The sequence below is a fragment of the Pseudomonas edaphica genome, assembly GCF_005863185.1.
Taxonomy (GTDB): Bacteria; Pseudomonadota; Gammaproteobacteria; order Pseudomonadales; family Pseudomonadaceae; genus Aquipseudomonas; species Aquipseudomonas edaphica.
This window is the reverse complement of record NZ_VBVZ01000005.1, coordinates 19954-31943: the sequence shown is the minus strand read 5'-3', so window position 1 is coordinate 31943 and position 11990 is coordinate 19954. Positions and strand designations below refer to the sequence as shown.

Below are 11990 nucleotides of genomic sequence, written 5' to 3'. Positions count from 1 at the left end.
GCACGACACTTATCAATCTGCATCGAGCACTGATAGACGCAGGGCTGAGCACGGTCGAGCGGGTGGTGACCTGCGTGCTTACCGATTGGTCACGGGATGCCGTGCGCAACGTGCTTGGCGATTGCGCTGATCAGGTGTCTTTGCTGCGGGGCAGCTATCGCTTCCATGAAGATGTGAACGCACCCTTACCCGATATGCCTGATGTCGCTACGGTCGCCGTGGGTGAGTGGCCGATTGATCCGCGTCTGGATTGGGGACGTCTGGGCGTGCGTCATGTGGAGGGTACGTTGGCTCTGGCTGTTCAGGTTACCCCCGGTGAAAGGGTCCTCGTGGTGGGCACAGGGGAGTTCGTGTGGCGTCCGTTCCTGCTGGCTGAGCGTCTGGAAAAGATGGGCGCGGATGTCCACTTCAGCTCAACCTCGCGCTCGCCGATCGCACTTGGTCATGAGATCGAACATGCCTTGTCGTTCGCCGATAACTACGGCCTGGGCATTCCCAATTTTCTCTACAACGTGCGGCCTGGCCAGTTCGAGCGGGTGTTGATCTGCAGTGAGACCGCTGTTGAAGCGGTTTCTCAATCCTTGATCACAGCATTGAATGCCGAGGTGATCGTCGATGAGCACTAAGCGCCCCCTGATCCTCGTCGACCTGGATGACACGCTGTTTCAGACCGCCCGCAAAATGCCCGAAGGGGTTGCGCGGCATACCGCGACATTGGATGCCAATGGTGAGCCCAATGGCTACATGAGCTCGGTGCAGAACGTCTTTGTGCAATGGCTGCTGCAATCGGCTGATGTGGTCCCGGTCACAGCGCGCAGCATCGAAGCTTTCAGCCGGGTGCAATTGCCCTTCAGGTCGGGAGCTGTATGTTCTCACGGTGGTGTGATCCTTCGACCCGACGGGACGTTGGACAGCGACTGGCACGCGCAGATGGCTGATGTGCTGACCGCCTATCAACGTCGCCTGTCGGCGCTTAGCGCCACAACCTTGGCTATTGGTCTGGAACTGGGATTTTCTCTGCGCGGCTGGGTGGTCGAGGAACAAGGCCTGCTTAATTATGTAGTGACCAAACACAATGGCTCCGACGACGCGGTGCTGAAGAAGACCCTGATCGAGGTTAAGCGACGGGGTTTGCTGGATGACATGCACGTTCACCTCAACGATAACAACCTGGCTTTTTTGCCCAATGGTTTGGCCAAGCGTCATGCTGTCGAGGAACTGCTGCGCCGGGACCGTATCGTCAACGGGGAACGCCTCGTGTTGGGGGTGGGGGACAGCGTAACTGACCTTGGCTTCATGAATGAATGCCACTTCTGGGCCACACCGGCCAATAGCCAGTTGGCAAAAGTGGTGGAGTTCATGCTCCATGCTTAACGCCTTCGCGCACCTTTGCACCGTCGGCAGTGGGAGCTATCTGGCCGAGGATGTGCTGTTCCTGTTGCAGCCTGTTGAGCTGGAAGTGACCGACGTTCGCGAAAAGGAACGGCTGATTCAGACGCAACAAAAGCATTACTCGGAGATGATCAGTCAAGAGTCGGCGCCCTCCGACACCCATAAAGCGCTGTACCGACAAGCAATGGAACAGAACGCGGTAAGGATGGCCGTGGACGTTCAATCCCTGACGATAGCGCTTGACCGAGTGTACAAAGGACCTTCGATTGCGCTCGTATCTTTCGTTCGCGCGGGTCTTCCGCTGGGGGTGTTGCTGCGTCGCGGCCTCCTGAGCCTAGGACGTGACGCCCATCATTACGGCATTAGCATCGTGCGTGATCGTGGTATCGACAAGATTGCCCTGGAGGCTGTCATCGCAGCCCATGGCCCTGAAAACATCGTTTTTGTGGATGGCTGGACGGGCAAAGGCGCGATATCTGCCGAGATCCAGCGCAGTCTGCGTGATGACATGCGGTTCCCCCGTCAGCCGCGCCTGGTGGTACTGGCCGACCCTTGTGGTCGTGCCTGGATGGCGGCGTCAGCTGAGGATTGGCTGATTCCCTCGGGCATTCTGGGGGCCACTGTTTCTGGCCTGGTTTCACGTTCCATCTGGCCTGCCGAAGGTGGCCTGCACGGCTGCCTGGTTTACGATCACCTGCACGAGCACGACGTCAGTCGCGACTTCATCGACCGAATCGAAGTGATGCGCCGCATGCTTCCTTCGGTCCCAGCGGCGGGTCCCTGGACTCAGGCGCAGCGGGTGGCACTGCAGGCGGCAGCAGACAATGTGATCGACCGCATTGCCAACTGGTTTGGCATCAGCAACCGAAACCGGATAAAGCCCGGTATTGCCGAAGCGACGCGCGCCGTACTGCGGCGTGTACCGGATCAGGTGCTGGTACGTGATCGCAGTGATCCCGACATCCAGTTGCTGATGCATCTGACTGAACAGGTCGGTGTCAGCGTCGAGGAAGTGGGCACTGCGCTTGGCCCCTACCGTGCGGTGACGGTAATCCGGAGTGTGGGTTGATGAAAAAATTTTCGCCTTATGCCCTCGGTGCCACGCTCTACATGCCAGCAACCCGCAAGGACATTCTGGACGTGGTGTTGCGCAAAAAACTACCTGAACTGCGATCCATGGTGGTGTGCCTTGAAGATGCGATTGCCGACATCGATGTGGATACCGCCTTGCGCAACCTGCGTCGCCTGCTCAGTGCCATAGAGCAGCGGGGCGGTCGTCCGCCAGAGGGGCCCATGCTGTTTGTGCGCCCGCGTGACTCGCAGATGGCGGCGGTACTGAATGACTGGCCGCTGATGGCTCATGTTGACGGTTTCGTCGTCCCCAAGTTGAGCCTGTCGAACTTGCGTGCCTGGGAGTTGGCGGTTGCTAATCCGGACATTGTGCTCATGCCGACCCTGGAGACCCGGGAAGTATTCAATCCGGTGAGCATGGTCGAGTTGGGTGAGTCCCTTAGCGAAACGTTGTTTGCGCGAATCATCGCGCTGCGCATCGGCGGGAACGACTTGCTGGGCTGTCTGGGCTTACGTCGCAACCCGGCAGTGACCCTTTACGGCACGCCCATGGGCTACGTGATTCCGATGCTTGCCGGTGTGATGGGCTCGCAGGGGTTCGCCTTGACAGCACCGGTGTTCGAGCAATTGGCCACACCGCATCTGCTGCTCGAAGAGCTGCAGCTCGACATCGCCCATGGCATGGTCGGGAAAACCGCCATACACCCAAGCCAGATCAATGCAATCCAGGACAGTTTTCGCGTCAGCCTGGAAGACTTCAATTGCGCAAGTTTGATGCTAAGTGAAGTGTCCCCCGCTGTTTTCAAGCACAACGACGCAATGTGCGAGCCGGCCACTCATTTGAAGTGGGCCACCCATATTATCGAGCGCGCCAAATGGCACGGCCTCCGGCATGTCGAGACAGGCCACGCCGACTCCTTGATGCGTCTTGCTGAGGCGGTTCGATGATTTGCAAAGCGGCATCCCAGTTCAGCAAAACCAATAACGATAAATACGAAAGCATGACAATCAACAAGGAGCATACCGATGGCGCTGTCTCTAGCTAAAAACCAAAGCATTTCCCTGGAAAAAACAACGGGTGGCAGCGGTCTCACCACTATCCGCCTTGGCTTGGGCTGGGATCCGGAAAAAGCTGGGTTCATGGGCCGATTGCTTGGCAACGGAGCCGAAGTTGACCTGGATGCTTCCTGCATTCTGTTCGATGAAAACTACAATCCGCTTGATCTGGTGTGGTTCCGCCAACTGCAATCCCAGGACGGTTCTATTCAGCACTCCGGCGATAACCGTACCGGTGAAGGCGATGGCGATGACGAAACGATCACCGTCAACCTGTCGAATCTGCCGGCCTCGGTTAAATCCCTGGTGTTCACCGTCAACAGCTTCACCGGGCAGAGCTTCGAGAAGATTGCCAACGCCTATTGCCGTGTAGTTAACGCGAGCAACCGTGTTGAGTTGGCGCGCTTCAATCTTTCCGAGAAAGGACGACACACCGGCGTGGTCATGGCGAGCCTGGTGCGTGAGAGCGACGGTTGGGCGTTCAAGGCCATCGGCCAAGTCACCAACGGCCGTACCGTTGATGACCTGATCGATCTTGCCGTTCAGGCAGTGTGCCCATGACGAACCTGGCCCCCGGTGGAAATGCACCGGTCGCTACCGGTCAGCTGCGTGTCGAGATCAACTACTCGCCGATTCCGGATGCTGATATCGATGTGTCCGCGTTTGCTCTGGGGGGCGATGGAAAAGTCCGTGGTGACACCGACATGTGTTTCTACGGACAGACCACGGTACTGGGCGGTGCGGTGCAACTGAGCAAATCCTCGACCGGGCGTGCTGTGTTTACGTTGGATCTGTCGCAGCTTGAGGCCGTGGTCGAGAAAGTCGCGTTGACCGCGACGATCTACGAGAACAGTGCCAGCTTTGATCGCGTGTCGCACCTGGCGCTGACGATCACCGGCGACATCGAGGCGCAGATAGCCACCGCAGGAATGAAGGAAACAGCGTTGATCCTGGGTGAGTTTTATCGTCGTCAGGGCGAGTGGAAATTTCGCTGTGTAGCTCAGGGTTTTGCCGGCGGTCTTTCGCCGTTGGCCAAGCACTTTGGCGTAGAAGTCGCGGAGCCTGTATCGGCGATTCGTACGCCCGTTGTGGCGTCCACGCCCACGGTCAACCTCAGCAAAATCACGCTGGATAAAACTCGCCCGTCTATTAGCCTGGAAAAAACTTCCGAGGGGTTTGGCGAAATCAAGGTCAACCTCAACTGGACCAAGCGCCAGAATGGGGGCGGCTTTTTCTCGCGCAATACTTCCATCGACCTGGACGTCGGTTGCCTCTACCAATTGCAGGATGGTTCCAAGGGTGTCGTTCAGGCATTGGGCAATTGCTTCGGTGAGTTGCATTACGCGCCCTACATCCAACTCAAAGGCGATGACCGCACCGGCGCGGTGAGCGACGGGGAGTGGCTGCATATCAACGGTAAGCATTGGGCCGATATCCGCCGAATTCTGGTGTTTGCCTTCATCTACGACGGTGCGCCCAACTGGCGGGCGACCGATGGTGTCGTGACGATTCACATCCCCAATCAGCCTTCAATTGAAGTCCGGTTGAATGAAGAAGGCGGTCGCCTGGGTATGTGTGCAATTGCAGTGCTGGAAAATGTCGGCGGCAGCGTCAAGGTGAGCCGGCGCGTGGACTTCCACACAGGGCATTCGGCGATGGACAAGGCTTATGACTGGGGCATGCGCTGGTCTGCAGGCTCCAAGTAACCCGCTTATTAAATCGTATTTGAATACGGCAAACCGTTGCGGTCGGCCGTTAAGGTGAACGACATGTTGTCATGGTTAAAAACCAACGCGGCGCTTGCCCGTGAAAAGTTAACCACCGAGGTGGTCAAGTTCAAGAACCAGGCGTTCATGGAGGCTGTGGCCAATAGCTGCGCCCTGGTTGCGGCGGCCGATGGTGAAATCAGTTCGGCTGAAAAAATGAAGATGACAGGCTTCATCAATAATTCGCCCGAACTGAAAGTTTTCAACCTGAGTGATGTCATCAAGGTCTTCAACGACGCGTGTGGCAAATTCGAGTTCGACTATCAGATCGGCCAGGCTGAGGCCCTGAAAAACATCAGTAAGATCAAAGGCAAGGACGGGGCCGGGCGTTTGCTCGTGCGTGTCGCCTGCGCTATCGGCGCATCGGACGGCAACTTCGATGACAAGGAAAAAGCGGTCTGCCGATTGATCTGCCTCGAGCTGGGCCTCGCGCCCGCTGACTTTGAACTTTAAGGAACGACACTGTGGAAGTTAGCCAATTGGGTTTTCCGCCGCTGACCATCGCCGTGTTCGTGGCACTGGCAATCGGCGCGATGATTATCGATATGTTCACCCATCGTGGTGATAAACCCATCAGTCTGTTCCAAGCCTCGGCCTGGTCAGTGTTCTGGATCCTTATCTCATTCGGTTTTGCAGGGTTCCTGTATATCGAGCACGGCCCGGATGTCGCGACGCTGTTTGTCACCGGTTACGCCCTGGAAAAAGTACTGAGCGTTGATAACCTGTTCGTCTTCATGGCGATCTTCGCCTGGTTCAAAGTGCCCAATGGTCTACGTCACCGCGTGCTGTACTGGGGGATTCTCGGCGCCATCGTATTCCGCCTGATTTTCGTCGCTATTGGTACGGGGCTGCTGGCCTTGGGACCATGGGTGGAAGTGGTTTTTGCGCTGATCGTCGCCTGGACGGCGGTGATGATGCTCAAAAGCGGCGGGGACGATGAAGAGGAGGAGGATTACTCACAACACATGGCTTACCGCTTCGCGAAAAAACTCTTTCCGGTTTGGCCGAAACTGCATGGGCATGACTTCTTCGTACGCCGCAAGACGCTGGAAGCCGAGCTGACCAAACCGGAAAACCAGGGGCTGTCCCTGGCCGCCAAAGGAGGGTTGTTCGCGACCCCGTTGTTTCTGTGCCTGGTGGTAATGGAAGTGTCCGACGTGTTGTTTGCGTTCGACTCTGTACCCGCAATCATTGCCGTTAGCCGTGAACCGTTGATTGTGTTCTCGGCCATGCTCTTCGCCATTTTGGGCCTGCGCACCATGTACTTCGTGCTGGAAGCTTTGAAGCGTTATCTGGTGCATCTGGAAAAGGCCGTCATCGCGCTGCTGTTTTTTATCGCCATAAAACTCGGCCTGAATGCGACAAACCACATTTTCCATCACGGTTACACCATCGATCCCAATACCAGCCTGATCATCGTTGTCGTGGTGTTAGCCATCGGCATTTTCGCGAGTGTGCTCTTCCCGCAAAAGGAAGAAGCGCAAGCCTGACCCTGACTTCAAACCCATTATTCATAAGGAGTTGTACTCATGGCCTTGACCCTGCAAAAAGGCGGCAACCTGTCTCTCTCGAAAACGGATCCGACACTGACCAAGATTTTGATCGGCCTGGGTTGGGATCCTCGTGCTACGGACGGTACGGAATTTGACCTGGACGCCAGTGCATTTCTGCTGGGAGCCAATGGCAAAGTACGTGGCGATGCAGGTTTTATTTTCTATAACCAGCTCAAAAGTACTGACGGCTCCGTCGAGCATACCGGCGACAACCGCAGCGGTGCCGGTGATGGCGACGATGAAATATTGAAAGTCGATCTGAGTCGAGTCTCAGTGGACATCGACAAGATCGCCTTCACGGTCACCATTCACGACGCTGACGCGCGTAGACAGAACTTTGGCCAGGTGGGCGGCTCGTTCATTCGCGTAATCAACGAGACCAGCGGGGCGGAAATTGTCCGTTATGACCTGGCGGAAGACGCCTCGACCGAAACAGCAATGATCTTCGCTGAGCTGTACCGCAACAATGGTGAATGGAAATTTCGCGCCGTGGGTTCGGGCTTCGCCGGAGGCTTGAAGGCGTTGGCCAACTCCTATGGCATGAACTTCTAACCCCTATATCTACTGAAAAAGGACATCAATCATGGCAGTAAGTCTCTCCAAAGGCGGTAACGTCTCCCTGTCCAAAGAAGCACCAGGTCTGAGCGAAGTCATCGTCGGCTTGGGCTGGGACCCTCGGGTCACTGACGGTACCGAATTCGATCTGGATGCTTCGGTGTTTGTCGTCGGCGAAAACGGCAAAGTGCTCGACGACAACAGCTTCATTTTCTACAACAACAAGAAGTCGGTCGACGGCTCCGTCGAGCACTTGGGTGACAATCGCTCCGGTGCCGGCGAAGGCGACGATGAACAGGTAGCCGTCAAGCTGACTGCTTTGAATCCGCTGGTTAAGAAACTAGTGTTCGCTGTGACCATCCATGATGCTGAAACCCGCAAACAAACCTTTGGCCAGGTTGCCAACAGTTTCATTCGCGTACTGAACAAGGCCGACGGTAAAGAGCTGGCACGTTTTGACCTGAGCGAAGACGCTTCGACTGAAACGGCAATGATCTTCGGTGAGCTTTATCGCAGCGGGGAAGAGTTCAAGTTCAAGGCCATCGGCCAGGGTTTTGCCGGGGGCCTGAAGCCCCTGGCTGAAGCTCATGGTGTCAGCATCGGCTAAGCCCACCCCTCCACGTGTAGGAGCGAGCTTGCTCGCGAAGAACGTTAACGATGACGCCGGCATTCTGAGTGAACGCGTCACACGGACATTTTTCGTGCGCAGTCTCGCTCCTACACACTTCAATAAGAGCAAAACCATGTTTAAAGTCAGTACCTCCCTGGCTGCCATGGCGGCCTTTTTGTGGGTGGTGCCTGCTGCCGCTCAAGCAAAAACGTGCGATGCATTGTTTGGAAAGTTCAGAATTGCGCACGCCCCTTCAGGCCCTGGCGTTCTCGAGGTGGCTCAAGCAGTCGTTGATCCCGAGGCCGAGATTGGCAAACCCCTCTTTGAGTTGTACCGCGACGCCACCTCGGCTACCTGGCGGCACGGCTTGATAACGGGTTCACGTTCACCCATCGACATTCAGCCCACGTCTAAGCTTGCAGGCACCTCCTGCCAAGCGAAACTGAGCCCGGACGCCAGTGTCGTAATGTTTGACTTTACAAGGTTAAGCCCTGAGGAGGCCACTCGAATGATCGATTGGCTCGAACAGGTCTGGGGTGCTCGGCCTTCTGCTGAGCAACTACGTGATCTGCGTTATCTGTTCGCCATGGATATCAGCATGACCGGGGTTATGGATGCTTCATTGTTTGTACCGCTAGAACGTTATGAAAACCCATGAAGTTTCGATCGTTTCGCCTGGCTGGCGTATTGGTTGCCTTGGTATTTGTCAGCAGTCACCGCAGCGAAATAATAGCCCCGCTGGATCAGCAAGTTTATGTCTGGCAGCGCCAGTGGAACGCAAGCCACGCGTTGGCTCTGGCTCAGTCCCGTGGGGATTTTTCTACGCTTAGGGTACTGGCCTTACAGGCGTTCCCCGGGGCAGGCTGGAGTCGGGCGCGGGTCGACTTTGCATTACTCAGGGGCGACGGGCGTCCCGTGATTGCTGTGGTTCGTCTGGACGGGCAGCTCAAGGCGCTGAATCAGGCAGACATCACCCTGCAAATACAGCAACTGCTCAGCCACTGGCAAGGGCAGGGCGTGAACCTTGCCGGGTTGGAGATCGACCATGACGCAGGCAGCGCCCGACTCGCGAACTATCGACAGTTTCTGCAGCAGTTGCGTAGCGCGCTACCTGCGACATTAAAACTGAGCATCACCGCGCTGCCTGCCTGGCTCGACAGCCCGGAGTTATCGCCACTGTTGCAAACGGTGGACAGCAGCGTGTTGCAAGTGCACGCCGTAAGTGATCCCCGTCAAGGACTATTCGATCCGCAGCAGGCCCGGCGCTGGGCCGAGCGCTGGAGCCGCGTGACTTCCAAACCCTATTACCTGGCTCTGCCTGCCTATGGTGTTGCACTGCTGCCAACCCCTGCAGGTGCCACCGTGGTGGTGGAGAGTGAAGTGCCTATCGACCGAGGTGGCCGACGCCAGGAACTGCTGGCGGACCCGCAGCAATTGGCGATGTTAGTCGGTGAGCTGCGCGCCGACCCGCCGAAACACTTGGCCGGGTTGGTCTGGTTCCGCTTGCCACTCCCAGGCGATCGCCGGGCCTGGAGCATGGCGACACTGCGCACGGTGGCCAGCGGTGAAGCACTGGCCGGCCAGCTGACATTGGTGCTGACGCATCAGGATGGGCTCTACGATATCGCTGTCAGCAATCCTGGGAACCTCGATGCGGCGTGGCCTGCACGCCTTGTCCTGACGGCGAGCAAGTGTGAAACCGCTGATGCGCTGGCCGGTTACTCCGTACAGAAGTCTACGGATCAGATGATTTTCGTCCGCCATATCGAAGGCCGTCTGGCGGCTGGTGATGCGCGCGCTGTGGGCTGGGCCCGTTGTAGTCATATTAATCAAGGAGCTTCCTATGTTCGGCCGTGAGAGCGTGCGTCATCTGTTGTTTTTGAGCCTTTGCTTGCCGGCGGGAATGGCGGTGGCCTGCGGGCGGGATTTTCCCATGCGCTTGCTCGATGACCGCGCGCTGACGTTGTCGGAACTGCCGGAGGGTAATTTCAGTGTTGAAGTCAACCGACTGGGAGAACGTGTTGCTGGCCTCAGGGATGCGTCGGACGCGAACTATCCCCGGACCTATTTACCTGGTGACTCCGAGACGCCAGCCCAGGCCAGAGAGTTGGCAGAAGCCGTCGGTCTTTCATCCGAGCAGCTGAGATTGGTGCTCCAGCTACGCAACCTGACGGACCCTCAAGAAGTACTCCGGCAGAGTGCCAATTTACCGGCCGAGTTGAGTCTTTATACGGCAGGGGCAGTGGCCTTCAATACCGGTGAGCATGGGCAGGCGGTGGATTACTTCAGCCAGGTACTGGCATTGCCTGCCGACAAGCGCACATTACGTAGCACCTGGGCTGCTTATTCCCTGGGGCGCGCCCGGTATGCCATGAGCGATGCGGCCGGGACCAACGATGAACACATGCGTCCCCAAATGCTGGATGCGTCGCTGGCGGCTTTTCGCCTGACGCGCCAGTTAAGTGTCGAGGGGTTCAGCGATCCCCTGGCTCTGGGCATTGCCAGCCTGGGTGAAGAAGCCCGTGTGGTGAGAGCGGCCGGTGACTGGGACAGCGCCATCGCTCTGTACGCCACCCAAAACCTGCACGGCTCGGACGTGGGTTATACCTCGTTGCGCTTGTTACGGACTGAGCTGATGGCTTTGTCCGACGCAGAACTGGCCGAGCTGATGAAGGCTAAACAGGTGCAGAAGTTGATGACCGCTGCGCTGATCAGTCGCTTGGGCTGGTCGTTCGGCGAGCGGCCGGAAGGTGAGCAACGGTTGATTACACTGCTGCAGCAAAACACTGTTGGCACGCTGGATAACGCAGATCGGCTGGCGGCGTTGAGCTATCAACAGGGCGACTACGCCAATGCCAGGAATTTTCTGAAGGATGCCGGCGACGGCGGCCTTGCATGGTGGCTACGAGCAAAAATGGCCCTGCGCGACGGTGACAAACAGGCTGCGGTGACGGCTTATGCCAAGGCTGCGCAGTATTTTCCAACGGATGAGCTATGGGGCGAGCGACGCACGCAGAGCTGGGACTACGAATCGGTCCAGCCCAAGTGCCGGGTCGAAGGAGAAAGCGCGATTCTGGCTTTGGAGCGTGGTGATTACCTGCTGGCCTTCGACCAACTTTATCGCAGCCAGGGCATTTACTGGCTTGATACGGCTGCTCTGGCCGAGCGCGTGTTAACGACCGATGAACTCAAGCGTTACATAGACGAGCAGGTTCCAGCGCCCAAGCCTCTGACTCAACAAGACCGTGTCTACCATGTAGCGCTGTCACCTGCGGCCCGCCTTCGCGAGTTATTAGCGCGCCGCTTGTTGCGTGAGGAGCGTTATGAGGAGGCCGTCGGCTACTTCGACAGCGGTGAGTTGCAGGCCAAGGCACTGGCCTATGGTCAATACCGCCAACAGGCCGAATCGGGCTGGCTGCCAACCGGTCGGGCGCAAGCCTATTATCAGGCTGCGGTATTGGCTCGATATTCGGGAATAGAACTGTTGGGTTACGAGGTGGCCCCGGATTATGCGGTTTTTTCCGGCAATTACAGCCTTGACTACACCGAGTCGAACGACGGGTCGCTGATTGCTGAAGGCGAAGTGCGACGCCGACAATCCAATCAGACCGGTCCTTATGAGCGATTTCATTACCGCTTCGTCGCCACATCATTGGCCAACCAGGCGGCGGACTATCTGCCTCACAGCAGCCAGGCTTTTGCTGCCGTACTGTGTCAGGCCGCAGGTTGGAACACTGGTCCGGAAGAGATGCGTATGTTCTACCAACGCTACGTTAAAGAGGGCGCCTATGTGCCTTGGGCCGAGCGATTTGGCGCGGCTTGCGAGATTCCAGAGTTTCACACAGCGAACAAGCGATATTTGACCGAAGTCGAGGCTAGCCTGCGTTCGTGGTTACTGTCAGTGAAAGCGCTGTACTGAGTGGTATTGGTTAATTGATTTTTGGTCTGGCTTTGATCTGCGTGATCTATCACCGGAAAAAACCGACC

13 protein-coding genes are annotated in these 11990 nt (G+C 57.1%); all 13 read left to right on the top strand.

Annotated features, from left to right (window positions below; all coding sequences use genetic code 11):
• A partial coding sequence (locus tag FEM54_RS00820) for a TRSP domain-containing protein (protein ID WP_138449084.1) occupies positions 1 to 626 on the top strand: 626 nt, incomplete at its 5' end.
• Positions 616 to 1374, top strand: coding sequence for an HAD family hydrolase (locus tag FEM54_RS00815; RefSeq protein WP_138449082.1), 759 nt, complete (start codon positions 616 to 618; stop codon positions 1372 to 1374). The genes FEM54_RS00820 and FEM54_RS00815, both read left to right, overlap by 11 nt.
• On the top strand, positions 1367 to 2461 hold the full coding sequence (locus FEM54_RS00810) for a cysteine protease StiP family protein (protein ID WP_138449080.1): 1095 nt from the start codon (positions 1367 to 1369) through the stop codon (positions 2459 to 2461). The genes FEM54_RS00815 and FEM54_RS00810 overlap by 8 nt, the downstream gene beginning before the upstream one ends.
• Entirely contained in the window at positions 2461 to 3411 is a 951-nt protein-coding gene (locus FEM54_RS00805) for an HpcH/HpaI aldolase/citrate lyase family protein (RefSeq protein ID WP_138449078.1), read from the top strand. Before FEM54_RS00810 ends, FEM54_RS00805 begins: the two co-directional genes overlap by 1 nt.
• A gap of 78 nt (positions 3412 to 3489) precedes the next feature.
• Complete coding sequence (locus FEM54_RS00800) at positions 3490 to 4080, top strand: TerD family protein (protein ID WP_138449075.1); 591 nt, start codon at positions 3490 to 3492, stop codon at positions 4078 to 4080.
• Positions 4077 to 5225, top strand: a complete 1149-nt coding sequence (locus FEM54_RS00795; protein WP_138449073.1) for a TerD family protein — start codon at positions 4077 to 4079, stop codon at positions 5223 to 5225. Before FEM54_RS00800 ends, FEM54_RS00795 begins: the two co-directional genes overlap by 4 nt.
• A gap of 63 nt (positions 5226 to 5288) precedes the next feature.
• Positions 5289 to 5738 carry a tellurite resistance TerB family protein gene (locus FEM54_RS00790; RefSeq protein ID WP_138449086.1) on the top strand — a complete coding sequence of 150 codons (450 nt, stop codon included), beginning with the start codon at positions 5289 to 5291 and terminating at the stop codon, positions 5736 to 5738.
• 11 nt (positions 5739 to 5749) lie between these two features.
• On the top strand, positions 5750 to 6775 hold the full coding sequence (locus FEM54_RS00785) for a TerC/Alx family metal homeostasis membrane protein (protein ID WP_138449070.1): 1026 nt from the start codon (positions 5750 to 5752) through the stop codon (positions 6773 to 6775).
• A gap of 39 nt (positions 6776 to 6814) precedes the next feature.
• A complete protein-coding gene (locus tag FEM54_RS00780) occupies positions 6815 to 7390 on the top strand; it encodes a TerD family protein (RefSeq protein ID WP_138449069.1) in 576 nt (191 codons plus the stop codon).
• Positions 7391 to 7421: 31 nt separating this feature from the next.
• A complete protein-coding gene (locus tag FEM54_RS00775; protein ID WP_138449066.1) occupies positions 7422 to 8000 on the top strand; it encodes a TerD family protein in 579 nt (192 codons plus the stop codon).
• Positions 8001 to 8028: 28 nt separating this feature from the next.
• Positions 8029 to 8661, top strand: coding sequence for a hypothetical protein (locus FEM54_RS00770; RefSeq protein ID WP_138449064.1), 633 nt, complete (start codon positions 8029 to 8031; stop codon positions 8659 to 8661).
• Complete coding sequence (locus FEM54_RS00765; protein WP_138449062.1) at positions 8658 to 9860, top strand: DUF3142 domain-containing protein; 1203 nt, start codon at positions 8658 to 8660, stop codon at positions 9858 to 9860. Before FEM54_RS00770 ends, FEM54_RS00765 begins: the two co-directional genes overlap by 4 nt.
• The gene (locus tag FEM54_RS00760; RefSeq protein WP_138449060.1) at positions 9847 to 11922 is read left to right on the top strand and encodes a hypothetical protein; all 2076 of its coding nucleotides are present in this window, start codon (positions 9847 to 9849) and stop codon (positions 11920 to 11922) included. The genes FEM54_RS00765 and FEM54_RS00760 overlap by 14 nt, the downstream gene beginning before the upstream one ends.
• Positions 11923 to 11990 lie beyond the last annotated feature (68 nt).

Coding starts and splice junctions, on each gene's coding strand:
- FEM54_RS00815 (WP_138449082.1), top strand. CDS start 616: ATGAGCACTAAGCGCCCCCTGATCCTCGTCGACCTGGATGACACGCTG.
- FEM54_RS00810 (WP_138449080.1), top strand. CDS start 1,367: ATGCTTAACGCCTTCGCGCACCTTTGCACCGTCGGCAGTGGGAGCTAT.
- FEM54_RS00805 (WP_138449078.1), top strand. CDS start 2,461: ATGAAAAAATTTTCGCCTTATGCCCTCGGTGCCACGCTCTACATGCCA.
- FEM54_RS00800 (WP_138449075.1), top strand. CDS start 3,490: ATGGCGCTGTCTCTAGCTAAAAACCAAAGCATTTCCCTGGAAAAAACA.
- FEM54_RS00795 (WP_138449073.1), top strand. CDS start 4,077: ATGACGAACCTGGCCCCCGGTGGAAATGCACCGGTCGCTACCGGTCAG.
- FEM54_RS00790 (WP_138449086.1), top strand. CDS start 5,289: ATGTTGTCATGGTTAAAAACCAACGCGGCGCTTGCCCGTGAAAAGTTA.
- FEM54_RS00780 (WP_138449069.1), top strand. CDS start 6,815: ATGGCCTTGACCCTGCAAAAAGGCGGCAACCTGTCTCTCTCGAAAACG.
- FEM54_RS00775 (WP_138449066.1), top strand. CDS start 7,422: ATGGCAGTAAGTCTCTCCAAAGGCGGTAACGTCTCCCTGTCCAAAGAA.
- FEM54_RS00765 (WP_138449062.1), top strand. CDS start 8,658: ATGAAGTTTCGATCGTTTCGCCTGGCTGGCGTATTGGTTGCCTTGGTA.
- FEM54_RS00760 (WP_138449060.1), top strand. CDS start 9,847: ATGTTCGGCCGTGAGAGCGTGCGTCATCTGTTGTTTTTGAGCCTTTGC.